General features: G+C 33.8%; 28 protein-coding genes and 5 tRNA genes. 2 read left to right on the top strand and 31 right to left on the bottom strand.

The window, feature by feature from the left end; all coding sequences use genetic code 11:
* Positions 1-88: 88 nt before the first annotated feature.
* The 20 genes from rplL to GJJ64_RS01205 all read right to left on the bottom strand — a co-directional run bounded on the left by rplL (position 89) and on the right by GJJ64_RS01205 (position 9,556).
* Entirely contained in the window at positions 89-469 is a 381-nt protein-coding gene (rplL, locus tag GJJ64_RS01300) for a 50S ribosomal protein L7/L12 (RefSeq protein WP_154285968.1), read from the bottom strand.
* Positions 470-529: 60 nt separating this feature from the next.
* Positions 530-1,048, bottom strand: a complete 519-nt coding sequence (gene rplJ, locus GJJ64_RS01295) for a 50S ribosomal protein L10 (protein ID WP_154285967.1) — start codon at positions 1,046-1,048, stop codon at positions 530-532.
* A gap of 4 nt (positions 1,049-1,052) precedes the next feature.
* Positions 1,053-1,751 (bottom strand): 50S ribosomal protein L1, encoded by a 699-nt coding sequence (rplA, locus tag GJJ64_RS01290; protein ID WP_026902990.1) that lies wholly within the window; start codon positions 1,749-1,751, stop codon positions 1,053-1,055.
* 22 nt (positions 1,752-1,773) lie between these two features.
* Complete coding sequence (gene rplK, locus GJJ64_RS01285; protein WP_154285966.1) at positions 1,774-2,217, bottom strand: 50S ribosomal protein L11; 444 nt, start codon at positions 2,215-2,217, stop codon at positions 1,774-1,776.
* Between the two features lie 148 nt (positions 2,218-2,365).
* Positions 2,366-2,908, bottom strand: coding sequence for a transcription termination/antitermination protein NusG (gene nusG, locus GJJ64_RS01280; protein ID WP_026902988.1), 543 nt, complete (start codon positions 2,906-2,908; stop codon positions 2,366-2,368).
* An 11-nt stretch (positions 2,909-2,919) separates the two neighbouring features.
* Positions 2,920-3,114 (bottom strand): preprotein translocase subunit SecE, encoded by a 195-nt coding sequence (gene secE / locus GJJ64_RS01275; RefSeq protein WP_026902987.1) that lies wholly within the window; start codon positions 3,112-3,114, stop codon positions 2,920-2,922.
* A gap of 14 nt (positions 3,115-3,128) precedes the next feature.
* Positions 3,129-3,199 (bottom strand) — tRNA-Trp (locus GJJ64_RS01270).
* Positions 3,200-3,261: 62 nt separating this feature from the next.
* Positions 3,262-4,449 carry an elongation factor Tu gene (tuf, locus tag GJJ64_RS01265; protein WP_154285965.1) on the bottom strand — a complete coding sequence of 396 codons (1,188 nt, stop codon included), beginning with the start codon at positions 4,447-4,449 and terminating at the stop codon, positions 3,262-3,264.
* Between the two features lie 62 nt (positions 4,450-4,511).
* A tRNA-Thr gene (locus GJJ64_RS01260) sits at positions 4,512-4,583 on the bottom strand.
* Positions 4,584-4,646: 63 nt separating this feature from the next.
* Positions 4,647-4,722: transfer RNA gene (locus tag GJJ64_RS01255), tRNA-Gly, on the bottom strand.
* Between the two features lie 12 nt (positions 4,723-4,734).
* Positions 4,735-4,814: transfer RNA gene (locus GJJ64_RS01250), tRNA-Tyr, on the bottom strand.
* Positions 4,815-4,822: 8 nt separating this feature from the next.
* Positions 4,823-4,895 (bottom strand) — tRNA-Thr (locus GJJ64_RS01245).
* Between the two features lie 170 nt (positions 4,896-5,065).
* Positions 5,066-5,404 carry a ribosome hibernation-promoting factor, HPF/YfiA family gene (hpf, locus tag GJJ64_RS01240; RefSeq protein ID WP_154285964.1) on the bottom strand — a complete coding sequence of 113 codons (339 nt, stop codon included), beginning with the start codon at positions 5,402-5,404 and terminating at the stop codon, positions 5,066-5,068.
* A 14-nt stretch (positions 5,405-5,418) separates the two neighbouring features.
* Positions 5,419-6,300 carry a tyrosine-type recombinase/integrase gene (locus GJJ64_RS01235; protein WP_154285963.1) on the bottom strand — a complete coding sequence of 294 codons (882 nt, stop codon included), beginning with the start codon at positions 6,298-6,300 and terminating at the stop codon, positions 5,419-5,421.
* Positions 6,301-6,382: 82 nt separating this feature from the next.
* Positions 6,383-6,571, bottom strand: coding sequence for a 30S ribosomal protein S21 (gene rpsU / locus GJJ64_RS01230; protein ID WP_039450240.1), 189 nt, complete (start codon positions 6,569-6,571; stop codon positions 6,383-6,385).
* 94 nt (positions 6,572-6,665) lie between these two features.
* On the bottom strand, positions 6,666-6,821 hold the full coding sequence (locus GJJ64_RS01225; RefSeq protein WP_161792115.1) for a hypothetical protein: 156 nt from the start codon (positions 6,819-6,821) through the stop codon (positions 6,666-6,668).
* A 36-nt stretch (positions 6,822-6,857) separates the two neighbouring features.
* Positions 6,858-7,544, bottom strand: a complete 687-nt coding sequence (locus GJJ64_RS01220) for a hypothetical protein (RefSeq protein WP_154285961.1) — start codon at positions 7,542-7,544, stop codon at positions 6,858-6,860.
* Positions 7,545-7,601: 57 nt separating this feature from the next.
* On the bottom strand, positions 7,602-8,123 hold the full coding sequence (locus GJJ64_RS01215; protein WP_154285960.1) for a hypothetical protein: 522 nt from the start codon (positions 8,121-8,123) through the stop codon (positions 7,602-7,604).
* Positions 8,124-8,150: 27 nt separating this feature from the next.
* Positions 8,151-8,678: an adenine phosphoribosyltransferase gene (locus GJJ64_RS01210; RefSeq protein ID WP_154285959.1), complete on the bottom strand. Its 528-nt coding sequence runs from the start codon at positions 8,676-8,678 to the stop codon at positions 8,151-8,153.
* Complete coding sequence (locus GJJ64_RS01205) at positions 8,678-9,556, bottom strand: ComEA family DNA-binding protein (protein ID WP_154285958.1); 879 nt, start codon at positions 9,554-9,556, stop codon at positions 8,678-8,680. The genes GJJ64_RS01210 and GJJ64_RS01205 overlap by 1 nt, the downstream gene beginning before the upstream one ends.
* A 112-nt stretch (positions 9,557-9,668) precedes the next feature.
* Between GJJ64_RS01205 and GJJ64_RS01200 the strand changes: the two genes are divergently transcribed.
* The gene (locus GJJ64_RS01200; protein ID WP_154285957.1) at positions 9,669-11,423 is read left to right on the top strand and encodes a lysophospholipid acyltransferase family protein; all 1,755 of its coding nucleotides are present in this window, start codon (positions 9,669-9,671) and stop codon (positions 11,421-11,423) included.
* Between the two features lie 345 nt (positions 11,424-11,768).
* Here the strand turns inward: GJJ64_RS01200 and GJJ64_RS01195 are convergent, their stop codons facing one another.
* The 9 genes from GJJ64_RS01195 to rpsT all read right to left on the bottom strand — a co-directional run bounded on the left by GJJ64_RS01195 (position 11,769) and on the right by rpsT (position 22,629).
* Positions 11,769-12,968 carry a hypothetical protein gene (locus GJJ64_RS01195; RefSeq protein WP_154285956.1) on the bottom strand — a complete coding sequence of 400 codons (1,200 nt, stop codon included), beginning with the start codon at positions 12,966-12,968 and terminating at the stop codon, positions 11,769-11,771.
* A gap of 103 nt (positions 12,969-13,071) precedes the next feature.
* The gene (locus tag GJJ64_RS01190; RefSeq protein ID WP_154285955.1) at positions 13,072-15,888 is read right to left on the bottom strand and encodes a TonB-dependent receptor; all 2,817 of its coding nucleotides are present in this window, start codon (positions 15,886-15,888) and stop codon (positions 13,072-13,074) included.
* 108 nt (positions 15,889-15,996) lie between these two features.
* A complete protein-coding gene (locus GJJ64_RS01185; protein WP_154285954.1) occupies positions 15,997-16,506 on the bottom strand; it encodes an Mpo1 family 2-hydroxy fatty acid dioxygenase in 510 nt (169 codons plus the stop codon).
* Positions 16,507-16,615: 109 nt separating this feature from the next.
* Complete coding sequence (rny, locus tag GJJ64_RS01180; RefSeq protein WP_026902910.1) at positions 16,616-18,178, bottom strand: ribonuclease Y; 1,563 nt, start codon at positions 18,176-18,178, stop codon at positions 16,616-16,618.
* Positions 18,179-18,402: 224 nt separating this feature from the next.
* The gene (locus GJJ64_RS01175; RefSeq protein ID WP_026902909.1) at positions 18,403-18,699 is read right to left on the bottom strand and encodes a cell division protein ZapA; all 297 of its coding nucleotides are present in this window, start codon (positions 18,697-18,699) and stop codon (positions 18,403-18,405) included.
* A gap of 22 nt (positions 18,700-18,721) precedes the next feature.
* On the bottom strand, positions 18,722-19,012 hold the full coding sequence (locus GJJ64_RS01170) for a phenylalanyl-tRNA synthetase subunit beta (protein WP_026902908.1): 291 nt from the start codon (positions 19,010-19,012) through the stop codon (positions 18,722-18,724).
* A 64-nt stretch (positions 19,013-19,076) separates the two neighbouring features.
* Complete coding sequence (gene pheT, locus GJJ64_RS01165) at positions 19,077-21,473, bottom strand: phenylalanine--tRNA ligase subunit beta (protein WP_154285953.1); 2,397 nt, start codon at positions 21,471-21,473, stop codon at positions 19,077-19,079.
* A gap of 109 nt (positions 21,474-21,582) precedes the next feature.
* Positions 21,583-22,284: a RadC family protein gene (gene radC / locus GJJ64_RS01160; protein WP_154285952.1), complete on the bottom strand. Its 702-nt coding sequence runs from the start codon at positions 22,282-22,284 to the stop codon at positions 21,583-21,585.
* A gap of 93 nt (positions 22,285-22,377) precedes the next feature.
* Positions 22,378-22,629: a 30S ribosomal protein S20 gene (rpsT, locus tag GJJ64_RS01155; protein ID WP_154285951.1), complete on the bottom strand. Its 252-nt coding sequence runs from the start codon at positions 22,627-22,629 to the stop codon at positions 22,378-22,380.
* A 308-nt stretch (positions 22,630-22,937) separates the two neighbouring features.
* Here rpsT and GJJ64_RS01150 point away from each other — a divergent pair, with 308 nt between their 5' ends.
* The gene (locus tag GJJ64_RS01150) at positions 22,938-23,903 is read left to right on the top strand and encodes a zinc dependent phospholipase C family protein (RefSeq protein WP_154285950.1); all 966 of its coding nucleotides are present in this window, start codon (positions 22,938-22,940) and stop codon (positions 23,901-23,903) included.
* Positions 23,904-23,999: 96 nt separating this feature from the next.
* On the opposite strand, the gene GJJ64_RS01145 is transcribed toward GJJ64_RS01150, so the two are convergent.
* On the bottom strand, positions 24,000-24,653 hold the full coding sequence (locus GJJ64_RS01145; protein ID WP_317162889.1) for a DedA family protein: 654 nt from the start codon (positions 24,651-24,653) through the stop codon (positions 24,000-24,002).
* 11 nt (positions 24,654-24,664) lie between these two features.
* A complete protein-coding gene (locus GJJ64_RS01140) occupies positions 24,665-25,357 on the bottom strand; it encodes a DUF4397 domain-containing protein (RefSeq protein ID WP_154285949.1) in 693 nt (230 codons plus the stop codon).
* Positions 25,358-25,470 lie beyond the last annotated feature (113 nt).

Here is a 25,470-nt window from a genome sequence, read left to right as displayed (position 1 = left end):
TAAAATTGGTGATATACACCAAAAGCCATAGACTCCGATCCGTTTTAACGGAGGGAGTCTAAGGCTATATCTTGTGGAGAGATTTTAATTATTTAATCTCAACAACAGCTCCTGCTTCTTCTAATTGTTTTTTAAGAGCTTCAGCTTCGTCTTTAGCAACACCAGCTTTTAATTCTTTAGGTGCACCGTCAACTAAATCTTTTGCTTCTTTTAAGCCTAAACCAGTTAAGTCTTTAACTAATTTAACAACTGCTAATTTCTGACCACCAGCATCTTTCAAGATTACATCAAAAGATGTTTTCTCTTCAGCAGCAGGTGCATCAGCACCACCAGCAGCAGGACCAGCAACAGCTACTGCAGCAGCAGCAGGCTCGATACCATACTCATCTTTTAAAATTTGAGCTAACTCATTTACTTCTTTAACTGATAAGTTTACTAACTGCTCAGCAAACGCTTTTAAATCTGCCATTATATTTAATTTTTAAAATTTTACTTTTTGTTTTATTAATTCCAAATTTTAGGTATCTGGTTAACCTCTTTCTTGTAAAGTTTTGACAATTCCTGCCAATTTGTTTCCTCCAGACTGAAGTGCTGAAACAACATTCTTCGCTGGTGACTGTAATAAACCGATGATATCTCCAATAAGCTCTTCTCTAGATTTAAGATTAACTAGAGCGTCTAATTGGTTATCTCCGATAAATGCAGTAGAATCAATATATGCTGCTTTTAAAACTGGTTTATCACCTTCTTTTCTTAAAGCTTTAATAAGCTTTGCAGGTGCGTTTCCTGTTGTAGAAAACATCACAGAAGATGAACCTTTAAGAACATTGAATAAAGGAGCCACATCACCATCTAATTGCTCTAAAGCTTTTCTGATTAGCGTGTTTTTTACTACCTGTATACCAATTTCGTTCTCAAAACATTTGCGGCGAATATTATTGATTTTTGCCACTGTTAAATCAGATGTATCAGTAATATAGAAATTACCGTACTCTTTCATTTGTTCAGCTAAAGCAGAAACAACTTCATGTTTTTCTTCTTTTCTCATAATATTAAATTCCCGCTACTGTTTTAGTTTCAATTTCAATTCCAGGAGACATAGTTGAAGATAAATGAATACTCTTGAAATATGTTCCTTTAGCAGCTGATGGTTTCAATTTCGAAATGATTTGAAGAACCTCCAAAGCATTATCATAAATTTTATCAGCAGGGAAAGATACTTTACCTATTGAGCAATGGATAATACCTGTTTTATCAACTTTAAAGTCGATTTTACCACCTTTAACATCAGCAACTGCTTTACCAACTTCTTGGGTTACAGTACCTGACTTAGGGTTAGGCATTAAGTTACGTGGACCTAAGATACGACCTAGTTTACCAACTTTAGCCATACAGCTAGGAGTAGTAATAATAATATCGATATCTGTCCAACCACTCTCAATCTTAGCAATATACTCGTCCAAACCTACGTGATCAGCACCAGCAGCCTTAGCTTCTTCTTCCTTATCAGGAGTTACTAATGCTAAAACGCGTACTGTCTTACCGGTACCGTGTGGTAAAGTAGCAATACCACGAACCATTTGATTGGCTTTACGTGGATCAACACCTAAACGAACATCAATATCTACTGATGCATCAAATTTAGTTGTTGTGATATCTTTAACCAGGTTAGCTGCCTCTTTTAAAGAGTAAGCTTTACCAGCTTCAAGTTTGGAAAGTGCTGTCTTTTGATTTTTTGTTAATCTAGCCACTGTCTTTAACTTTGTTGTTTAATTAATTGTTCCAGGGAGCGTTTCCTGTAACGTTTATACCCATACTACGGGCGGTACCAGCTACCATTCTCATCGCTGATTCTACTGTGAATGCATTCAAATCAGGCATTTTATCTTTTGCAATAACTTCTACCTGTTCCCAAGTTACGCTAGCAACTTTTTTACGGTTAGGTTCTGCAGATCCACTTTTTAAGTTAGTAACTTCCATTAATTGAATAGCTACTGGTGGAGTTTTAATGATAAAATCGAAAGATTTGTCTGCGTAAACAGTAATTACAACCGGAAGAACTTTTCCTGGTTTATCTTGGGTACGAGCATTAAACTGCTTGCAAAATTCCATAATATTCACCCCTTTTGCTCCCAATGCTGGACCAACTGGAGGTGATGGATTTGCAGCGCCACCCTTGATTTGTAATTTGATTAACGCACTGACTACTTTTGCCATTTTCTATTTATTTATTTCTCAACGTTAATTAATGTGGAAGCATTCTTCTGTTGAGCTCATATCCATTTTTTATTAGTATTAAGTATCTAGTTATTAGTATTTAGTACCTATCTAATCTTGATACTTTATACTTACTACTTTATACTTTTTACTCTTTTTCTACTTGCATATAGTTAAGTTCTAATGGAGTTCTTCTTCCAAAAATCTTAACCATAACTTTTAGCTTTTTCTTTTCCTCATTTACCTCTTCAATTACTCCAGAGAAGCCATTGAAAGGACCATCCATTACTTTGATATTTTCGCCTACGTAATAAGGAATGTTAATCATCTCTCCTTGTTGTGCCATCTCATCAACCTTACCTAAAATACGGTTAACCTCAGCGGGTCTTAGAGGAACGGCATTTCCGCTTTTATCTCCTAAGAAACCAATAACACTATTAATATTTTTAATGATTAATTCTAATTCTGCATTTAAAGCAGCTTCTATTAAAACATACCCTGGGTAGTAGTTTCTTTCTTTAGCGATTTTTTTACCATCACGCATCTGATAGTATTTCTCCATAGGTATTAAAACCTGAGGAACCAAATGTGTAAGCTCTAAACGGCTGATTTCAGCATCTATATATTGCTTAACTTTTTTTTCTTTCCCACTTACCGCTCTTACTACATACCACTTTAGTTGGTCGCTCATCTTTAATTATATTATACGAATGACTTATAAATTAATTTAATCAGATTACCTGCAGACTCATCCATTGCAAAAATTATTAATGCAATAATAAGAGAAGCCACTAAGGTTATGATAGCACTATTCTGCAATTCACCCCAAGTTGGCCAAGTTACTTTTTCAGTAAGCTCTGTGTAAGATTCTTTTATATATTCTGCAAAATTAGCCATTTGTATTGCTTTAGCACGGGAACAAGGATTCGAACCCTGATCAAAGGTTTTGGAGACCTCTATTCTACCGTTGAACTATTCCCGTTTTTGTTAAAGAAAGCTAAGGCAATAAATACCTTAGCTTTCAAATATTTATAATGCTTAAAATTAAGCTACAATTTCAGTTACCTGACCAGCACCTACTGTTCTACCACCTTCACGGATAGCGAAACGTAGACCTTTTTCCATTGCGATAGCGTTAATCAATTTAACATTGATTGTTACGTTATCACCAGGCATAACCATTTCTACACCTTCTTGTAAAGTGATTTCACCAGTTACGTCTGTTGTACGGAAATAGAATTGAGGACGGTATTTGTTAAAGAATGGAGTGTGACGTCCACCTTCTGCTTTTGATAATACGTAAACCTCAGCTTTGAAATCTGTGTGAGGAGTTACTGAACCTGGTTTACAGATAACCATACCACGACGGATATCAGTTTTCTCAATACCACGTAATAATAAACCTACGTTATCACCAGCTTCACCTCTATCTAATATTTTACGGAACATCTCAACACCAGTAACTGTAGATTTTAAGTTCTCAGCACCCATACCTAAGATATCAACTGCATCACCAGAATTGATAACACCTCTTTCAATACGACCAGTTGCAACAGTACCACGACCAGTGATTGAGAATACGTCCTCAACAGGCATTAAGAAAGGAAGATCAGTTAATCTTGGTGGAATTGGAATGAAGTTATCTACTGCATCCATTAATTCCATGATTTTACCAACCCATTTAGCATCACCATTTAACCCACCTAAAGCAGAACCTTGGATTACAGGAATGTCATCACCAGGGAAATCATAGAAAGATAATAACTCACGGATTTCCATTTCAACAAGTTCTAATAACTCTGGATCGTCAACCATATCTACTTTGTTCATGAAAACAACAAGAGCTGGTACACCAACCTGACGAGCTAAAAGAATGTGCTCACGAGTTTGAGGCATTGGACCATCTGTTGAAGCAACAACAAGGATAGCACCATCCATTTGAGCAGCACCAGTAACCATGTTTTTCACGTAATCCGCGTGACCTGGACAGTCAACGTGTGCGTAGTGACGGTTAGCTGTAGAGTACTCTACGTGTGCAGTATTAATAGTGATACCTCTTTCTTTTTCTTCAGGAGCAGAGTCAATTGAATCAAATGAACGAGCCTCAGATAAACCTGCATCAGCTAATACTTTAGTAATAGCTGCAGTTAATGTAGTTTTACCGTGGTCAACGTGACCGATTGTACCGATGTTTAAGTGTGGTTTACTACGGTCAAATTTTTCTTTTGCCATGATTTTATACTTATTAGTAGGTTAATTTTATATACTTTATTTTCTTAATCTCTATCTTATCGAGCCAATGATGGGACTTGAACCCATGACCTCTTCCTTACCAAGGAAGTGCTCTACCGCTGAGCTACATCGGCTTTTAAACAAAAAAAGCCCTGCCTAATTTTTAAAACAGGCGGCTATATCAGTTTTTTAATAAGTGGAGCGGAAGACGAGGTTCGAACTCGCGACCTATAGCTTGGAAGGCTATCGCTCTACCAACTGAGCTACTTCCGCTTGTTACTTTTGTGGGGGTAAGTGGACTCGAACCACTGAACCCGAAGGAGCGGATTTACAGTCCGCCGCAATTGCCGCTATGCGATACCCCCGCACTAAGAGCCTCCTATCGGAATCGAACCAATGACCTACTGATTACAAGTCAGTTGCTCTACCAGCTGAGCTAAGGAGGCTTTTGTTGAAATTAAAGAACTTTATTTTTTTATCCCTGAAGACCTGTGCTTGAGGGACTGCAAAAGTACAAAAATTACTATTCGAACAAAATTTTTTTTAAAAAAAAATCGATGATTTTTTGAATCATCGATTAAGCGCCTTGGAAGGCTATTGATAATGAATTATATAGCTAATTTATAGCTTGAGAAATAATTTGTTTATGATTACTCTCATGAGCTTTAATTTTTTCTTTATGCTTATGAATTTGCTTACGTAATGATTCTACTGCTAAATCTGTTGCTTCTTCAAAACTTTTACATTGCTCTTTGGCAAATAAAGTATTCCCAGGTATCATCAGCTTAATTTCCGCAATTTTATTAGCTTCATCCGAGACATTATCTAGTTTTAGATAAACATCTCCCCCAATAATCTGGTCAAAAAACAAATCTAGTTTGTTTGCTTTTTTCTGAATGAATGCCAATAAATCTTTGTCGGCATTGAAGTGGATGGATTGAACTCCGATTTTCATTTTACCTCCTGTTTTTAAGCCTTTGGATGGGCTTGTTTATAAATTGTTTTGATTCTCTCTATAGAATTATGCGTGTATACTTGTGTAGCAGCCAAACTTGCATGCCCTAACAATTCTTTAATAGCATTTATGTCTGCACCATGGTTTAATAATGATGTTGCATAACTATGCCTTAATAGGTGAGGGCTTTTTTTGTCTTGTGTGGTTACTAAACTTAAATAACGATGCACAATTCTATAAATTAGTTTTGCATAAGCTTGTTCTCCTTTTTCTGTAACGATAAAGGATGTCATATTTGTATCTTTAACAACAACTATTCTTTCTCTTAAGTAATCTTTTATTTGATTTACCAAGGAATGGTTGATGGGAATTATTCTTTCTTTGTTTCTTTTACCTAGAACTTTAATGGTTTGGCTGTTTAAATCTATAGCACTTATGGTTAACCCCAGAAGCTCGCTTAAGCGTATGCCTGTACCAAATAATAATTCTAGAATTAGTTTATCTCTAACACCAATAAAACCACCTTCAAAAATACTAGCACTATCTAATAAGCCTATAAGCTTAGCCTCTTCTACAAAAGCTGGTAGCTTTTTAGCTACTTTTGGTGCTTGTACTTTTAAAACAGGGTTAATGGTAAGTATTTCTTCTTTGACCAAGAATTTGTAAAAAGCTCTTAAGGTTGATATTTTTCTATTAACAGATCTGGCTTCTATACCATCATCTAACAAGGTAATCATCCATGTTCTTATTTGCTGGTGATTAACGGTTAGAAAATCTGATTCAAATTCTTTTAGAAAATTTTCAAATTGAAGTAAATCGTTTTTATAAGCGGTTAAGGTATGCTGGGAATACCTTTTTTCATACTGTAGATAATTGAAAAAACGCTCTAAAAACATAAAAAACTATTTGTTTTATTCAAAACTGAATATACAAATAGTTTTTATATAATGTAAGAATCTTATAAGAAAATATTATTTATTAAGATTCTAAATTTAAGCCTTGCTTGTAAATAGCGTGTTTAACTTCCATTCTTCTAGCTACCGATTTTTTCTCGAAAGCTTGTCGACTACGAAGTTCTCTTAAAACACCTGTTTTTTCGAATTTCTTCTTGAAGCGCTTTAAAGCTCTATCAATTGATTCTCCGTCTTTTACGTTGATAATAATCATTTTTTAAATACCACCCTTCTATTCACTTTTAATGGACTGCAAAGGTAGCGAGTGACTTTGTATTTTGCAAGTTTAAAATGATTTATTTAAAACGCTATTTATCAATCTCTTTAGGATAGGGTTTACCACCATTGTAACCATCTTTAAAACCTCGTTCCAAATCGCCCCAATTTAAAGCTAGCTCAATTAGAAGCATTGTTGCAAAGCCTAATAAAAAGGCTTTCAAGTCTCTTTTGGTGATGTTTTTCATAAATTTCATTTTTGATGATATTTGATAAATATAATTTTAAAACACAAAACCTCCAAAAAAGAAAATGGTAGAGGTTTTGTGCTTGGGTTGTTGATAAGCTACATCATTAAAATTTAGCTTCTGGATAGTTCTATCCCAATTTATACGGGTATAATTAAATCCAAAACGATAAGCTATTTTCTTTTCTGTTTTAAATTCTAAAGCCAATTTAGGCTCTAGCGCTAAATAGAAGTTGCTTTTAGCAGTCGCTTGCTTTTCTTGGGTGCTTGTTTGGTTATGACTATTCTTAGCATACATGGTAAAAGAAGCATCTGTATAGAGCTTTTGGTAATTTAATCCACAAGCTAGTGCCAAATAGGTTTCATCATCCTCATCTATAGAAATTTTATAGGTAGGCCTTATTTGTAAAGAAAATGCTTGATTGCTCAGACTTGTTTCTGATTTTAATTCTGTTAAAGTATTATCGGTGTAGCTTTTATTGGTTAAAGAGTTTCCTAATAAATAATCTATACCTGTTTCTAGGTAAAAATCGGGCATTAACTGGATAGCATAGCCTGCATTTAAAGCTATTCCATCAGTATTTCTGTCGGGCCGCCCTTTATTTGACTTATTTAAATATTCAAAAAATGGAACTTTTAGATGTGTATAAAAATAATGCTGCGCTTGGGCACTTTTGTTTAAGAGTAAAACAAATAAAGTGGCAATAATTATTTTAGATTTCATAGGTGTAAAAAACGTTTAAGCTGTTAATACTTAAACGCTCTAATAAATCATTGAAGTTTAAAAAAGAATGCCTATACCTAATGCTATAGAACTTAAAGCTATTTTACTATCAGAAGTTTTATATCTAAAATCTTGATATTTGTAAGATATTTCTGGTGTTAGGGCTGTTTTCTTGCCTAATTTAAGATTGTAGCCTGCGCCTATCTCGTATAGTAAGCCTCCATTATATCTGTTAGATGTAATGCCATAGCCTAAATTTGCAAAAGTATAAGGCGTTTTAAAGCTTTCTTTAAAATAGTAATGTGTATTTACAAATATAGGATATGATGATAAAGTTGGATTGATATAAGTAGATGCACTTATACCTAAACCCAAAGAAATATGCTGGTTTAAATGCCAACCATTTATAGTTGTAATTTCTGTACCATTACCTTCATCTCCAAAAACACCAGAATAAGGTGGAGTTGTATTGGTTCGTATGGCTACGCCTAATTTTGTTTTGTTAAAAAAGCCTTTTCTAGAAAGGTCTTGGGCGTTAGTAAGTGTAGCACCTGATAGTAATAGTAAGCTGTTTTTCATATTTAAATTTTGATTAAACTTTTTCAATCAATACTCAGCCAAAGCCACCACTTTATCAGCGTAAGGTTTAATTAAATCCTTACCCTTTAAAAAATCTAGGCTAATAATAAAAGAAAAGCCTGCTATCTCGCCTTTCATTTTTTGTATCAATAAGGATGTAGCTTCAACAGTTCCTCCGGTGGCTAATAAGTCATCATGAATTAAGATTTTGGTACCAGGCTCAAAAGCATCTTCATGCATTTCTATGGTAGCAGAGCCATATTCTAGGTTATAGCTTTGCTTTACAGTTTTATAAGGCAGTTTACCTGCTTTTCTAATGGGAATAAAAGGCTTATTTAACCTATTAGCCAGCATCAATCCAAATAAAAAACCCCTACTTTCTATTCCTGCTATGGCATCAAATTCTAGTCCGGATAATCGTTCTACAAAAGCATCAATAATTTGGGTGCATAATTCTTGATTTTTTAGAATTGGCGTAATGTCTTTAAAAACGATACCGGGCTTCGGAAAATCCATAACATCCCTTACGGTTTCCTTAATTTGTTGTTCTATCATTAGAGTTGGATATATGGAGCAATTTTACTGATTATTTCGGGATTTAAGATGTGGATTTTATTTAAATCTGTAATAGATTTATAAGCACCATGCTGCTTACGGTAGGCGATAATAGCATTCATTTGTTTATAAGACAGATATGGAAACCTCTTTATATCTGCAAATTCAGCTGTATTGATATTGATGGGTGTAATTTTCTCTTTATCTATCAAAATCTGATTTTCTATTTGAGCGTATTTAACAGAATCTAATCCGTAAACTTCCATGAGTTGCTCTTTTCTTATAAAGCCGCCTAACCTATTTCTATATTTGATAATTCTGGAAGCAAATGCAGGTCCTATTCCTTTGATGTTTAATAACTGTAATGAATCTGCATTATTCACATCAACAATAACCAAAGTCTTTTTAGGGTGAGCTTCTTTCTTTTCGTAAGTATTATAAGGTTTTGTTTTATTTTCTGGTATGTCTATATAAGGCTCTAGTCTTTGATACATAACAGGAGAAATAGCATACATTTTTTTAACATCTTCCTTCTTGTAAAACTTGCCTCCTTTAGCTTCATATTTTTTGATAGAAAGAGCCTGTTTTTCTGAAAGCCCTAGCTTTATCCAATCTTCAACAGGCAAATGGTTAGGATTGAACTTAAATAAAACAGGTTTATGAAATTCTTCTTGATTATCATCAACAATGTTTTTATAGCTATCAATTTGAGATAAAGCTGGTTTTATATTTTCTATTTTTATTTCTAAAGGCTTGAAAAAGAAACGTTCATAAATATAAGGAGCCGCGTAAATGAGCCCTAATAGGATAAAAAGCACTATGAAACCTCTATATTCCTGACGAGAAATACCAAAGTATTCTTTAAATTTTTGATTCATACGTAGATATAATCCAAAAAAAGGAATTATTTTTAACAAAATCAATAAAAATTTAATTAGTTAATATCTGCTAAAAGAGTTGATATTTGTACAAAAAAATCGACCAATTCTGATGAAAATTATCACCACAGAAGAATTTGCGAAAGCTACCAAAATTAACAAGTTGAGAATGCCTGGATTGGCTTCCTTGTTAATGGAAATCATGAAAATAAACGATATTAACGAAACGTTTGCTAAAGCTGCTGATTTTGAAGGCGTGGCTTTTGTAGATGAAATCTTAAGACTTTTGGGCGTTAAGGTAGAGATAAAAGAAAGTGATTTTAAAAATCTCCCACTTGATGGCCCTTTTATAAGTGTTGCCAATCATCCTTATGGAGGTATTGAAGGCTTGGTTTTGATTAAGATACTTTGCACCATAAGACCAGAAGCCAAAGTGATGGCAAATTTCTTACTGAAGAAAATACCTAATTTAAGTGATTTTTTTGTAGCAGTTAATCCATTTGAAAATATAGATCATTCTTCTAGTATTAGTGGCATCAAAACAACTTTGGGTTTATTAAATAACGGTACACCTATCGGGATATTCCCTGCAGGAGAAGTATCTACCTTTAAATTAGAACAGCAGCAGGTAACCGATAGGTTATGGCATCCGGTAGTTGGTAAACTGATATCAAAATCTAAAGTACCCGTGGTGCCTATTTATTTTCATGGTAATAATGGTTTGTTATTTAATTTAATATCCTTAATACACCCAACTTTAAGAACAGCCAAGCTACCCTCAGAATTATTCAATAAGAAAGGGCATACTATCCACGTAAGAATAGGGAAACCTATAAAATTTGAAGAGATACCTAATAATGATAATAATAGCGCTTTATTAGCTTTTCTAAGAGCCAAAACTTATGCTTTAGGTGCCGGGCTAGAAAATGAACGAAAAATTTTTAGCAGTACCAATTTATTTAAGATTTTAAAGCAATCTCAGGACATTATTCCTCCCATTGCAACACCTTTGATGGAAAAGGAAATTGAGGACTTGCGTGGCGAATGTTTAGTGTGGACAGAGAAGAATTATGAGGTTTACATCACGCCCACTCAAAACATCCCTAACATTATCAAAGAAATAGGAAGATTAAGAGAAATTACCTTTAGAGAGGTTGGTGAAGGCACAAATAAGTCTATCGATTTAGATAGCTATGATATTTACTACAATCATTTATTTATTTGGGATACTGAGCAAAAAATGATTGTTGGCGCTTACAGGATTGGTAAGGGTGATGAAATTTTTTACAGCTATGGCAAAAAAGGCTTTTACACTGCCGAGTTATTTAAAATAAAATCGCAGTTTGGTACGGTCTTAAGAAATAGCTTAGAACTTGGCCGTTCTTGGATAAGGAAAGAATATCAACAAAAGCCTTTACCTCTATTTTTACTTTGGAAAGGTATTTTAAAATTTTTGATAGATAATCCTAGATATAAATATCTTATTGGACCAGTTTCTATCAGTAATACTTTTAGTAAGTTTTCTAAATCTTTAATTGTTAATTTCATTTACAGAAATCATTTCGACCATGAAATGGCTCAAATGGTGAAACCTAGAAAACAGTTTAAAGTAGATTTTTCTAAAATTGATGCTGATATTTTAACTGCTAACAGCAACTCTCTAAAAAACTTAGACAGCTTAATAGCTGAGGTAGAAAGTAATCATATCAAGATTCCGGTTTTATTGAGACAGTACATTGCATTAAATGCAAAGATTATTTGTTTTAATATTGACCCTAAGTTTTCTGATAGTTTAGATGGATTTTTGGTTTTGGATTTAGAGAATATACCTCAGGATATGATAGAGAAATTAGGAAAGAATTTATAAGCCTATAAATAAATCATACCCTCCAAGTATGATAAGGCTAAAAGAACAAAATAGAACCTTATGCGACCTGTTTAGAGCAAAATAGAACTATTAGGCTTTAATGCTTTCTTTACTCTTACTGTTCGAACGAATAGAAAATAGTAGAAAATTTGCTTTTTGGTGTTTTCTTCCTTCGGTGTTCCTTCGGATTGGTATGTGTGATGTATGTATGATGTATGTGTCATCTAAGAGAAAAAGCAATGGTTATGGTTCATACATCTATAAAAGAAATAAATACTAGATTCTTTAAAAACACAAAAAGGCCGCATAGTATGCAACCTTTTTGTTAGTATTTTTAATGTAAAACTATAAGTTAGCTAATAAATTTACTCCATCAACATTCGCCCATATTCCAGCAATTAAAGAAGCTCCTGTTGCAGTTGTAGAAGTTGTGAAGTTTGTACCAAAACTAGCTGCATTTACAGTAAAATTACCTCCAGAATTTTGTGAAAGAAAAGTAACTGGGGTATTTGCTAGTCTAACATTAAGAAGTTTAATTTTACCTCCAACAACTTGATTGTTATAAGTAGCTAAATCACGTACTTGAATAGCTGAGCCAAAACCAGCTTCTACTGAAGCATATCCATCAATAAAAATATTGCTAAAATCACCATTACCTTGAGATTTAAATTGGATAGCATCAAATTGCTTCTCGTTCTGAGACTCAGTAGCTGTATTTGCAGCTCTTTTAAGGGTTATATTAGTTATTTTAGGAAAGAATGTATTATTAACACCTTTTGCTTCTATCTCCATACCATAGTTAGCAATACCAGTTTGATAAGCAAACCAATTGGTATTTTCTTGCCCTCTCCAACCGTCTTGCCAGTCGAAAGAATCATCAGCATTACCATAAGAAATTAAGTTTTTAGCGCTTACTGTACCACCGTAGAATTCAAAACCATCATCATTTCCTTTATAAGCTACCAAGTTCTCTAATACAGTTCCTGACCCTACAGAATAAAATGAAAATCCGTTATGCTCTCTTGTGTTGTTATTAAACACTAAACCTGCATATTCTACTCTTACATATTTTAATGAGCCACCATTATGGGTAGCGTTACTACCACCATAAGTTATAGATTGACCATCTTCAGATAATGCTGTTTGAGGCGTAGGAGCCGTTGCAGAATTTACAATCGGTGCATCACCATACATAATAATACCTGCCCACTGTCCGCCTATTTTAGTTTTAGCAGTAAAAACTATTGGTTCGTTTGCTGTACCGTTAGCAATTAATTTACCACCATTTAAAATTACTAATCCATCTTCGCCATCTGCTTGGTCTGCTGTAAAAGTACTTCCAGCTTCAATGGTCAAAGTAACACCTGGTTGAACTTTAACTAAACCTTTCAAAGTATAATTTCCAAAAGCCAATGTTCTATTGGTAGTAATATCACCAGTAATCTCACCTTGAACAGGAGTTTTTACAGGAACCTCTTCTTCATCATCAGAACAGCCAGTGAAAATTGTAGCTGAAATTGCAATTGCATAAAGTAATTTTTTCATTGTTATTGTTTTTTTATAGTGCAAACTTAATTTTCAAATATTTTGAAGAGATTAACTTAGCTTTATCATTACATCAAACTTGAGTTAACAAATTGTAAACTCTTTAGAAAGTATAACCTAAACCTAATGATACACCTATACCTCTTTTGAAATCTTTTACTGTTAAATCATTTTCAAAGATTTGAATAGTACTTTCATCACCTAAATCTATTCTGTAAGTTGGGTTCAGGATATTTTCTATTCCCAATTTCACATCCCATTTAGTAGAGATTTTATTATTCCAAATAAAATCAAGCTTTCCAAATGGTTTTTCATAATAATTATCTAAGCCATTGGTTCCAACCGCATAAATACGTTCTCCATAAATACTATAAGCTATAGTCATGGTACTTTTCCATTTTTTGCTAAAATCTGTTTCATGTTTGATATCAGCGTTTATTAACCATGGTGATGCACCTTGAAGTCTACGTGTATTATTATCTCCAATAGCCGCAGTTTCAACACTATTTTTAAGAACATCAATCGTTGTTCTGGTATACATTAAAGATGTATTAAACCCAGCCGAAAAGTTTGAAAGAGATTCGCTTAGTCTAGATAACTGTAACAAGAATTCTATTTCAGCACCATAAAGTATAGCTTGTTTTGAGTTATTGTAAGTTATTTGTAAACCACCACTACCTGCTGTTTGTAGAAACAAACGTTCTATAGGATTTTCTATATACTTAGCAAAAGCAGTGAAAGCAAACATTTCTTTGTTTGTTGGAAAGAACTCGTACTTAGCATCAAAGTTATAGTTGTCACTATTAATGATATTAGGGTTACCGCTTTCTATAGTAGCATCAGGATTAACAAATTCCAAAGGAAAAGCTTCCATGATAACAGGCTTAGTTAAAGTTTTTGAAGCCGAGAATCTTAAATTTGCTTTGTCTGTTAAACTATATTTTAGATTGGCAGCCGGCAAAACATTTAAATTATTCTGCTTGATTCTTTGAAAAGGATCACTAAAACTCCCTGGATTTCTAAACCTAGTTAAACGCTCTGATTGTTCAACTCTAGCTCCTACATTAATATTCAACTTATTATTAAATTGAAGAGCTAAATCTGCATAACCTGCGTTTACACCCTCTTGCATGGTGGCCGCATAAGTAGCATTACTACCTTCTCTGTAAGTGAAATTACCATTCGCTATTTCATTTGCCAAAGTAGCATCTGGAGCATTGGTATTAAAGCTTATGTTATTTGATGCTAAATTCTGAGATACTATAAATCTTGAATTTGATGCTACTTTATTAAAGGAACCGTTATATCCTAAGCTTAATTTATGAGCCTTTGTTAAATCATCATTACCAAACTTCCAATTATACTCTACTAACCCAGACCCAAAGAAATCTCCATCAAAATCCATGTATTGTCTGTATAAGCTATTTCCAGAATAGTTTATAGAAGTAGTATTTTCATCAACACGAGAACCTCTAAAAGATTTTCTGTCTGGCAACTGGTATTTAGTTTTTGAATAAGAAATACCTGCTTTTATGCTATGGGCATCATTTTTAGTCAACTTATAAGTAGAATAAAGCTGACCTGTAAAGAAATCTGTTTTTTGTAGTTGATTTAATCTAATAAATGCATTGGAAACAGTTGCCTGACTATTGGTATAACCCAATTGATCTTGAATAGTATTTTCTGTACCTCTCAAATAAAAGGCGTTCATATTAAGACTTAATCTTTTAGTGCCATAGTTTATAGCAGACAATACAGATGAATTGGTAGAAAATCTGTTTATAGTTGTGTAAAGATTGTTATCGTATATACCTTGTGCTGTATTAAAGAACCTATCTACACCTTCTCTATATTGAAAATTATTATCCGTATTTAACGAAAAAAGATATTGGAAAGAACGATCTTTTTCTAACTGAAATCTTTGTGTATGAAGAAGATTCAAACTTGTATTTAAAGGTGCATTTCCGTTGTTTATATCGTAACCAGAACCAAATTGAGAAAGTGCTTCACTAGCAGACATCATGTAAGCAGATGGCCTGCTTCCAAAAGCTTTAGGTAGCGATCTTGTATCGGCGCCAAAACCTACATAATTCTCTAAAGAAGTTGCATCTTCTGCTCTTAAAAACTTCCTAAAAGTTGTGTTAGATAAAAAACTTGTCCCGATACTAATTTTGGTGACTGGCTTTTCACCTTTAGATGTTACAATATTAAATGTACCACCAGCAAAATCACCATATAAACTGGAGTTAAAAGTCTTAGATGTTTCTAAAACACTTACAATGTCTGTAGGAAAAAGATCTAGTGGAATAATTTTCTTAAAAGGATTATTAGACGGAACAGCTAATCCATTGATAAGTAAATTATTATATCTATCCTCAAGCCCACGAACAAATAAGCCTCTACCATCAACTTTAGTTATACCAGTAATTTTGGTTAAACCTTCTTCTACATCACCAATACCCTTTCTAGATAATTCTTGCGCTCCTATCCCTTGTTTAATTTCTATAGAGTTCTTTTGGTTTAAGATAAGAGCTGTTTCAGATTCTCTACTATAAGTTGCAGTAACTACAATTTCGCCTAAGCTTTGTGTGGCAGCTTCTTCCATCATGATATTTAATGTAGAAACAACACCATCCTTTACTTCTACATTACTTACATTTTTGGTTTGATAACCTAAATATTTGAATACTAAATTGTATTTACCTGGTGCTAAATTTAACAAAGTATAACGGCCATCAACATCTGTAACAGCACCTTTAGTTGTACCATCAATACCTACGTACAAACCTATTAATGTTTCACCAGTAGTTTTATCAGTAACTTTACCTGTTATTTTGCCAGTTTGCGCAAAAACATTAATTGATAAAGTAATTAGCAGAACGCTAATGATAGAAAATGAGCTAAATAATTTTTGATTCACTTTTGCTTTGTTTAATTATGGCAAAAGTATTAGCTACATGTTACGTGGTTGTTACTTTAAAATTAAGTAACAGTAATTGATGTGTTAAGAAAAGGTTAACACTTAACCTTAGTATCTGATGTTGAACCGTTTTAAAATAAAATGAAGTAACCAAATAGGCCCAACCAATAAAAACTTTAAATCTGTAATAAAAGAAGGCTTTTTACCTTCAATTTTATGTCCTATAAATTGCCCTATCCAAGATAATATAAATATTGCTAAGCTTACTTGCCATAAAGTTGGGCCACCAGCTTGTTCTACATATTCTAGCTGTACAATAAAATAATACATAGCACCCACTACAAATAACATCAAGTAAGAAAGTAAAGGTGATAGTTTTAAATAGTAATAGATGCTACCTGCTAATAGAAAAGAAAACCAATTGATGTAAGTATTATATTTTCCTAGAAAAGCAATGTGAGGAAAAGGTATGGCGGTTACTAAACCAATGATGCTAAATAAAATAAGTGGTACACATATCCAATGAATAAGTTTATTTGTGGGATGCTGATGCGATTTTGAATACTCATCAAATAAAACGTCTATTTCTCTTTTTTCTTCTTGATTTACTTTAGCCATTTCATTTTAATATAAAAGCGATGGATAAATCCACCGCTTGATATGATTTGTTTAAGTTTCAAATATCTGAATACTTTATATTCTGTACTTTTTACTTTCTACCTTATACTTATTTCGCGTATGCTACAGACCTAGTCTCTCTGATAACGGTAACCTTAATTTGACCAGGATAAGTCATTTCAGTTTGAATTCTGTTAGAGATATCAGCTGCTAAAATTTCAGATTGCGCATCACTTATTTTTTCACTTTCTACAACTACCCTTAACTCTCTACCAGCTTGTATTGCAAAAGTTTTCTCAACCCCAGGGTAAGATAAAGCTAAACTTTCTAACTCTTTTAATCTTCTGATATAGCTTTCTACTACCTCTCTTCTTGCGCCTGGTCTTGCACCAGAAATGGCATCACAAGCTTGGATAATAGGAGATATCATAGAAGTCATTTCTATCTCATCATGGTGTGCACCAATAGCGTTGCAAACTTCAGGGTGTTCTTTATATTTTTCTGCTAGCTGCATACCTAAAATTGCGTGTGGCAATTCTGGATTATCATCAGGCACTTTACCTATATCATGTAATAATCCAGCTCTTTTAGCCAATTTAGCGTTTAACCCTAGTTCTGATGCCATAGTAGCACAGAAGTTGGCAACTTCTCTAGAGTGTTGTAATAAATTCTGTCCGTAAGAAGAGCGGTAACGCATTCTACCCACCATTCTGATTAACTCTGGGTGAAGGCCATGGATACCTAAATCAATAACGGTACGCTCGCCTATCTCAATAATCTCTTCTTCAATTTGTTTTTGAGTTTTGGCTACCACCTCTTCAATTCTGGCAGGGTGTATACGTCCGTCTGTTACCAAACGGTGAAGCGCTAAACGGGCAATTTCTCTTCTTACAGGGTCAAAACCAGAAAGGATGATAGCCTCTGGCGTATCATCAACAATAATTTCTATACCTGTTGCAGCTTCTAAAGCTCTGATATTTCTGCCTTCTCTACCTATAATTCTACCTTTAATTTCATCATTTTCGATATTGAAAATAGATACGGTATTTTCTATTGCAGACTCAGTAGCTGTACGTTGAATGGTTTGTATAACTACTTTTTTAGCTTCTTTAGCAGCAGTCATTTTGGCTTCATCAACAATATCTTTAATTTGAGCCATGGCATTGGTTCTGGCTTCTTCTTTTAAATTAGTTTCTAGTTGCGTTTTAGCTTCCTCAGCAGATAAACCAGCAATAGTTTCTAATTCTTTGATATGTTGATTTTTGATAGCCTCAACCTCTTCTTGTTTTTTAACAACAATTTCTGTTTGTTGCTCTAACTTCTTTTTAAGATTGTCAAGCTCTTGCTCTTTTCTGGTTTGATTTTCTAATTTCTGATTGAGAGACTGTTCCTTTTGTTTTAAAGTGTTCTCTCTTTGTGAAATGGCAATATTTTTTTGATTGATTTCTTGCTCGTGATCTGCTTTCATTTGCAAGAATTTCTCTTTAGCTTCTAATAATTTGTTCTTTTTTAAGATTTCAGCATTATTTTCAGCATCTTTTAAAATCTTCTTTACTTTAGATTGTGCTGCTACTTCTTGTTGTTTTAGTAGCTGACGAAGTAGTACTCTTCCTGTTAAAACTCCTCCACCAAAAGCAACAATTGCAATAGCGAGGTAAATCATTATCTCCATAAAATGTCGTTAAATAAAATAAAAAAACCGCAACTAACTCTTAGATTTCATGTATTGTAAACTTCAATTACAGGTTAAAGGTACAAATAACCGAGGTGTTGCTGATGGCAAAAAATCGGCATTATCTATACTTACCTTCAAAATATCGAAGTGTTAAGTTTTTAATAGTGAAACCTAAAATTTAACTGCGGTTAAATTTTAAAACTCTTATATAAAGAACGCTATTACTTTTGTTTAGCGAAAAAATCGTTCAATAAACTATCTAAATGATAAACTTTCTCTGCCACCTCTGTATCTTCATTACTGGCATTTTTTTCGGCCTTTATGGTTGCTGTAGCATAATACAGCACACACATAGAGAGCAAATCTTGTTTATCTTTAACTGCATAATTTTCTTGAAATTCTTTTATGCGGTCATTTATTAATTTAGCAGCTCGCCTCACAACTTCCTCTTCCTCCACGTTTATCTTTAAAGGATAAACACGGTCAGCAATATTTATTTTTATGGAGATTTCTCCCATTGAGCTTAGGTTCACTACTGTATTACTTCTTCAGCAATACAATACATTTATCTATTTCCCGCACAAATTCGTTAATTTTTTTCTTGATGTCAAGTGTTTTTTCACTTGTACCCTCTAAACTCTTCGCTAACTTTAAAACTCTAAGCTTTTCTTCCAACTCTTTTCGCTTGGTTTCGCTGGTATTAAGTGCTACTTGAAGCGATTGGTTTTCAAGGTTTAAAAGGTCATTATGCTCTTGTAAAGCCTTTGCCAACTCTACCAGTTTTTGGGTGCGGTCCAGAACCTGATCTAATTTTTGAGCTATTACAGACATAATATTTTAAAATTCTAAAATAAAAATTCAAAAGTTAAAATAGGAAACACATCATTTATAAAAATTACTTTCTAATTTCTGCACCTATTTCTTTTTCGAAATTAGTAATTAATTTCTGCATCACCGCATCTATCTGTTTATCTGCTAAGGTTTGTTCCTCATCTTGCAAAATAAAGCTTAAAGCATAAGATTTTTTTCCTTCAGGAAGTTTATCTCCTTGGTAAACATCAAAAACGTCAACAGCTTTCAGTAATTTCTTATCTGTTTTAAGGGCTATCTTCTTCAACTGCTCAAAACTAATATCAGCATTTAACAGCATTGATAAATCTCTTTTAACCGCAGGGAATTTAGAAATCTCCTGGTAAGTGATTTTATTATTTCTGATGATGGTAAATACTAAATCCCAATTGAAGATAGCTGCAAAAACGGTTTTATCAACATCTGCTTTCTTTAAAGCAGCGTTCTCTACTGCACCAAACCTTACTAAAGTTTTTTGTCCTTTTTTATAGGTGATACCATAAGCAAACTCACTATCTTTTAAGTCTTCTGATATCAAATTAGAAACATTTAGCTTTTGAATGATAGCATCAACTGTGGCTTTAATTTGATAGAAGCTGTATTCTTTAGCTGCATTTTGCCAGTTAGCAGGTGTTTTACCCGTTACAAAAATAGCTAAGCAATTATTTTCCTGATATTTCTCTTCTTCTAAAAAGTAAGTCTTCCCAAACTCGTACAACTTTAAATCTGCTTGTTTTCTATTGCTGTTGTATGCAATAGCTTCTAAGCCCGAGTACAACAAAGACTGTCGCATCACATCTAAATCAGAACTTAGAGGATTTAAAATTTGTACGACTTTCTCTTCTTCTAAAGTAAAAGCCTTCTTTGTTAAAGAGTTAGATAAAATTTCGAAATATCCATTTGCTGATAATAAATCGGCAATGGTATGTTGTACCGCTTCCTTATCAGGTTTAGATGAATAGTTTAAAGAGGCATTAACTTTACCTGGTATATCGATATTATCGTAACCATAAATTCTTAACACTTCTTCTATTACATCAATTTCTCTAGTTACATCAACCTTGTAACTTGGCACTTGTAATTGAAGTAACCTGTTTTCAGCTTTAACAATGGTAATTCCTAAAGATTTAATGATACTGATGATTTCCTCATCAGGAATAACCTGTCCAATGATTTTATTTACCCTATCTAAGCTTAAATCAACCTCAAAATAGGGGATTGGTTGTGGATAATGATCAAATATTTGAGATGAAATAGTACCCCCAGCAACTTCCTGTATCAACAAAGCCGCTCTTTTTAAAGCGTAAACAGTAATTTCTGGATCTGTACCACGCTCAAAACGGAAAGAAGAATCGGTTTTTAAACCATGTCTTTTAGCTGTTTTTCTTACGCTTACAGGGTTAAAATAAGCACTCTCTAAGAATATATTTTTTGTTGTAGCTTTTACACCTGATGTTATACCACCAAAAACTCCGGCAATACACATAGGCTCTTGAGCATTACAAATCATTAAATCATCAGCAGAAAGCTTACGCTCTACCTCATCTAAAGTTTTAAATAAAGTACCTTCTGTACATTTTTTTACAACAACTTTATTTCCTTTAATTTCATCGGCATCAAAAGCATGTAAAGGCTGCCCTAGGTCATGCAAAACATAGTTGGTAACATCTACAACGTTGTTAATTGCTCTTACGCCTATAACAGCTAATTTCTCTTTTAGCCAATCTGGAGATTCTTTAACTTCTATTCCACTGATAGTTAAACCAGAATATCTTGGTGCAGCTACTGCATCTTCAATTATAACTTCTATAGCTGATGTCTCTTCTGCTATTTTAAAACTATCAACAATAGGTTTTTTAATATCAATTTGTAGGTAAGCTGCTATATCCCGAGCAACACCTAAATGAGAAGCGGCATCTGCCCTATTTGGTGTTAAGCCTATTTCAAAAAGAAAATCATCCTGAAGATTAAAAAACTCTTTTGCTTCTTTACCAATTGGCGCATCTTCTGGCAAGACCATGATACCATCATGCGACTTTCCTAAGCCAATTTCGTCTTCGGCACAAATCATCCCTTCTGACACTTCGCCTCTTATTTTTGATTTGTTTATTTTAAAAGGCTCGCCACTTGTTGGATGTACGGTACAACCTACAGTTGCGACCACAACTTTCTGACCAGCTGCTACGTTTGGTGCACCACAAACAATTTGTAAATCTTCGCCAGCACCAACATCAACTTTGGTGATGCTTAATCTATCTGCATTAGGATGTTGCGAGCGCTCTTTTACATAACCTATAACCAAACCTTCTAAACCTCCGGGTACTGCTTGTACACGCTCTAAACTCTCAACCTCTAAACCTATGGATGTAAGTATGGTCGAAATTTCTTCGGGCTTTAAATCTGTATCTAGGAATTGTTTTAACCAGCTGTATGATATCTTCATGTATTTGTATTTTCGCGAAAGCGCAAAAATAGGAAAAGAAAGCTTAACGAGGAAAATATTAGCAAAGAGGCTTTCATTAAGTTTTGCTAAAGCTATTTATGGCTTACCTTTATAACTCTCCAACATCAGCAAAGCTGTAATATTTCTTATCACAGAAAATTACATGGTCTAAGATTGAAATATCTAACATTCTACCTGCTTCTACAATTTTTTTGGTGAGCTTAATATCTGCTGGACTTGGTTTTAGATTTCCTGAGGGATGGTTATGAGCCAATATGATGCTAGCTGCATTATGTTCTAAAGCAGCTTTAAATATAATTTTTGGATCTGCTACGGTACCTGCCAAACCACCTTTAGAAATCAATATCTTATTGATGATGGCATTTCTTTTATTGAGTAAAATAATCCAGAACTCCTCATGCAATAAATCTGCGAAATATGGCTCTAAAACATAAAATATATCGGATGAGCTAAAAACACATTTTAATTCTGGCGTATCAACTTCTTTTCTTCTTCTACCTAGTTCTAGGGCTGCAATAATGGAAATAGCTTTGGCTTCGCCGATTCCTTTAAATTTAGATAGTTCTTGTACACTGAGTTTCCCTAAGGTATTAAGGTTATTTTGGTAGGCATTTAAGATTCTTTTACTTAAATCTACTGCTGATTCTGACCTGCTGCCCGAACCTATTAAAATAGCAATAAGCTCAGCATCTGATAAAGATCTTCTGCCTTGAGCAAGTAATTTTTCACGCGGACGGTCTTCTTCTGCCCAGGTAGTAATAGGCAAGTTTTGTTCATAGGTTGATTTCATTAATTAAAAATACAAAAACCTACAAAAACACAAATAAAAAGGCGGATTTTAATTAAAAAATCCGCCTCTTCAGATAAAAGGAATATCTATATCTTATAGTGAGTTAACAAACTTAGTCAATTTAGACTTGTTGTTAGCTGCTTTGTTTTTATGGATAACGTTCTTTTTAGCTAAACGATCTAACATAGAAGTTACTTTAGGTAATAATGCTAAAGCTTCATCTTTAGATACTGCACTACGTAATCTTTTAATAAAAGTTCTAGTAGTTTTAGCTTGATATCTGTTACGTAAACGCTTAGCTGCGTTTGATCTAATTCTTTTTAATGCCGATTTATGATTTGCCATCTTAAGCTTTTTATTCCTTTATTAATATCTTTCCCTGTTGGGGATGCAAATATAGATTGAAAAAATTAAAATACAAAGGGTTATTCTATTTTTTTTCTCATCATGATTTACCGCTCATTTGTGCACAAAATTATGTAAAATAAACCGGATTGGCAGCGGTATGCCGCCCCAAAGCGGCATTTAGCAGAAAGTCCCGAAGGGATGAACTGCCCCACCGGACTATCAGTAACTAAGAAACACAACAGAACCTTTACAAAAAATTTAAACAACAGCCTATTTAAATAAATATACAAGCCTTACATTTGATTATGAAGAATACTAAAAAACTACTCCTCATTCTTTTACCTGCGGCAATTGTACTTTGCTCTTGGGGATTTTTTGCTCATAAAAGAATTAACAGATTAGCTGTTTTTACTTTGCCTAAGGATTTAATTAGCTTTTATAAAAGTAATATTAACTACATAACGGACCATGCTGTTGACCCTGATAAGCGTAGGTATGCTGATTCTTTAGAGGCGCCAAGACATTATTTAGATGCAGACCATTATGGCAAAGCTCCTTTTGATAGTATCCCTAAGAAATGGAATGATGCGGTTAAAAAGTATACCGAAGACACTTTAAAAGCTTATGGTATTGTGCCTTGGCATATAGAACGTGTTTACTATAGACTGGTAAAAGCTTTTAAAGACCGCGACTCGGTACAAATATTACGTCATTCTGCCGATATTGGACATTATATAGCTGATGCGCATGTGCCTTTACACACTACTGAGAATTATAACGGGCAATTAACCGGGCAAACAGGTATTCATGGTTTTTGGGAAAGCAGATTACCAGAATTATTTGCAGACCGATATGATTATTTTGTTGGCAAGGCAAAGTATATTGATAATCCTTTGAATGAAGCATGGCGAATTGTAGAAAACACCTATACTATGTTAGATTCTACACTTTTATTTGAGAAACAGTTGAGTAAAAGCTTCCCTTCTGACAGGAAATACAGCTATAGCGAACGTAATAATAAAGTTATTAAGGAATATTCGGCAGAGTACTCTGAGGCTTACCATAAAGCTTTAAATGGTATGGTAGAGCGGCAAATGCGAAAATCAATTTTGGCAGTAGGTAGCTTTTGGTACTCGGCCTGGGTAGATGCAGGACAGCCAGACATGAAGAACTTAATTAGAAAAGACCAATCTTTAGAAGAGAAACAATTGGTAGAAAAAGAAGAGCAACTTTACCAAAAAGGAAAAGCTCTGGGTAGGCCTGAGAATTAAAAAATTATATCTTATTTTTTGTAGCAGCGTTTTTTAGAAACGCTGCTTTTTTATTTTTACACTTCTTAAACCAAAGCAACTGTCAGGATATTAATATTAACTAGCCTTACTTTCTTTTATTTTTGATTTTATAACCTCTATTACTGGCGGCATAATAGATACAATAATGATAGCTAGAATAACTAAACTGAAGTTCTTTTGTATGAAGGTTAAGTTACCAAAGAAATATCCTAGAAAGAGGAAAATCACGATCCATAAAAACGCTCCAATAACATTAAAAGAAGCAAATTTTTTATAATCCATTTCGCCAATACCGGCAACAAAAGGTGCAAATGTGCGCACAATAGGTACAAATCTGGCGTAAATGATGGTTTTACCGCCATGCTTAGCAAAAAAGTTTTGTGTTTTTACCAAATACTCTTTTTTAAGGAAAGGTATTCTACCGTTAAATGCTCTTATGCCGTAACGCTTGCCCAATTCGTAATTTAGAGAGTCGCCAGCAAAAGCAGCAATAAAAAGCAGCACTGCCAACAAATAGATATTTAAACCTGTATTACCTGTACCTATTAAAGCACCAGCGGCAAACAGCAAAGAATCTCCAGGCAAAAAAGGAGTTACCACAAAACCTGTTTCTGCAAAGATGATAAGGAATAAAATGAGATATGTCCAAAACTGATAATCTCTGATGATTTCACTTAAATGGCGGTCTATGTGAAGTATAAAATCTATTAATTGTTTAATAAGTTCCACTGAAATTTGATTTAATATTGAGCTATAATGGTATCGGCTCTTAAACCTGTTCTGCTTGCGGTATCAACTAAATTGCTCACAAAAAGGGTATATATCCTGCCGTTTTCGAAATTATAAGTTGGCAAATTAAGCCATAATAATCTATTGTTAGATGCTAAAACTCTTAAACTATAAGTTTGCGCATCCAATTCCAAAAAGTTTGAAGCTGTTCTGTAAGCAGCATTGTTAAACAAGGCAGTGCTATCAGAATTTATAACATTAAAAGTTGGAGAATTTGGACTTAAATTGATGAATCTGAGCTTAGCTTTATTTAATGCTGGCGTATCAATATTATCTAAAGTTGCTACATAAAACAAAGAAGTATCTGCAACAGCACCTGTTAAAAACAAAGAATGACTTCTGCCGGGTTGCAAAAATATAGTCTGGCTAAATAGTGTTCTTGACCCTTGCTTTGCCTCTGCAGTAAATGTACCGCTACGAGCAACGTTTAAATAAGCCGTATTATCTCTGAAAGCCAATGGGGAAGCATTTATTTTCTCTCCATTAAGGTAAAAATCTATAGCACCAATATCAGGAGAAGCGTTAATAAGCATGATACGTGTTGCTGTAGTAGGTTGAGGTATAACCTCGGTTGGGTCTGTACAAGAAACCCAGCCTAATACTACCATACTAAAAAATACAATAATTTGAACTCTATTTTTCATAAGGCTGCCGCCGATGTTAAACCTTAATAAGGCACAAAGGTATTGCTTTTTATAGATTATTTTAAAATATAAATGGCCTGATAAACATCAGGCCATTTACTTTTAGAACTTTA

The sequence above is a fragment of the Pedobacter puniceum genome, assembly GCF_009674685.1.
In the GTDB taxonomy this organism is placed as follows: domain Bacteria; phylum Bacteroidota; class Bacteroidia; order Sphingobacteriales; family Sphingobacteriaceae; genus Pseudopedobacter; species Pseudopedobacter puniceum.
The sequence above is the reverse complement of the archived record's forward strand: the minus strand, read 5'-3'. Positions and strand labels throughout refer to the sequence as shown.

Coding starts and splice junctions, on each gene's coding strand:
- nusG (WP_026902988.1), bottom strand. CDS start 2,908: ATGAGCGACCAACTAAAGTGGTATGTAGTAAGAGCGGTAAGTGGGAAA.
- rplK (WP_154285966.1), bottom strand. CDS start 2,217: ATGGCAAAAGTAGTCAGTGCGTTAATCAAATTACAAATCAAGGGTGGC.
- rplJ (WP_154285967.1), bottom strand. CDS start 1,048: ATGAGAAAAGAAGAAAAACATGAAGTTGTTTCTGCTTTAGCTGAACAA.
- GJJ64_RS01215 (WP_154285960.1), bottom strand. CDS start 8,123: ATGAAAAACAGCTTACTATTACTATCAGGTGCTACACTTACTAACGCC.
- GJJ64_RS01140 (WP_154285949.1), bottom strand. CDS start 25,357: ATGAAAAATAGAGTTCAAATTATTGTATTTTTTAGTATGGTAGTATTA.
- rpsT (WP_154285951.1), bottom strand. CDS start 22,629: ATGGCAAATCATAAATCGGCATTAAAAAGAATTAGATCAAACGCAGCT.
- GJJ64_RS01205 (WP_154285958.1), bottom strand. CDS start 9,556: ATGAATCAAAAATTTAAAGAATACTTTGGTATTTCTCGTCAGGAATAT.
- GJJ64_RS01175 (WP_026902909.1), bottom strand. CDS start 18,699: ATGGGAGAAATCTCCATAAAAATAAATATTGCTGACCGTGTTTATCCT.
- pheT (WP_154285953.1), bottom strand. CDS start 21,473: ATGAAGATATCATACAGCTGGTTAAAACAATTCCTAGATACAGATTTA.
- rpsU (WP_039450240.1), bottom strand. CDS start 6,571: ATGATTATTATCAACGTAAAAGACGGAGAATCAATTGATAGAGCTTTA.
- GJJ64_RS01225 (WP_161792115.1), bottom strand. CDS start 6,821: ATGAAAAACATCACCAAAAGAGACTTGAAAGCCTTTTTATTAGGCTTT.
- rny (WP_026902910.1), bottom strand. CDS start 18,178: ATGGAGATAATGATTTACCTCGCTATTGCAATTGTTGCTTTTGGTGGA.
- GJJ64_RS01220 (WP_154285961.1), bottom strand. CDS start 7,544: ATGAAATCTAAAATAATTATTGCCACTTTATTTGTTTTACTCTTAAAC.
- GJJ64_RS01235 (WP_154285963.1), bottom strand. CDS start 6,300: ATGTTTTTAGAGCGTTTTTTCAATTATCTACAGTATGAAAAAAGGTAT.
- GJJ64_RS01210 (WP_154285959.1), bottom strand. CDS start 8,678: ATGATAGAACAACAAATTAAGGAAACCGTAAGGGATGTTATGGATTTT.
- secE (WP_026902987.1), bottom strand. CDS start 3,114: ATGGCTAATTTTGCAGAATATATAAAAGAATCTTACACAGAGCTTACT.
- GJJ64_RS01150 (WP_154285950.1), top strand. CDS start 22,938: ATGAAGAATACTAAAAAACTACTCCTCATTCTTTTACCTGCGGCAATT.
- GJJ64_RS01170 (WP_026902908.1), bottom strand. CDS start 19,012: ATGTCTGTAATAGCTCAAAAATTAGATCAGGTTCTGGACCGCACCCAA.
- tuf (WP_154285965.1), bottom strand. CDS start 4,449: ATGGCAAAAGAAAAATTTGACCGTAGTAAACCACACTTAAACATCGGT.
- radC (WP_154285952.1), bottom strand. CDS start 22,284: ATGAAATCAACCTATGAACAAAACTTGCCTATTACTACCTGGGCAGAA.
- GJJ64_RS01200 (WP_154285957.1), top strand. CDS start 9,669: ATGAAAATTATCACCACAGAAGAATTTGCGAAAGCTACCAAAATTAAC.
- hpf (WP_154285964.1), bottom strand. CDS start 5,404: ATGAAAATCGGAGTTCAATCCATCCACTTCAATGCCGACAAAGATTTA.
- rplL (WP_154285968.1), bottom strand. CDS start 469: ATGGCAGATTTAAAAGCGTTTGCTGAGCAGTTAGTAAACTTATCAGTT.
- GJJ64_RS01195 (WP_154285956.1), bottom strand. CDS start 12,968: ATGAAAAAATTACTTTATGCAATTGCAATTTCAGCTACAATTTTCACT.
- GJJ64_RS01185 (WP_154285954.1), bottom strand. CDS start 16,506: ATGGCTAAAGTAAATCAAGAAGAAAAAAGAGAAATAGACGTTTTATTT.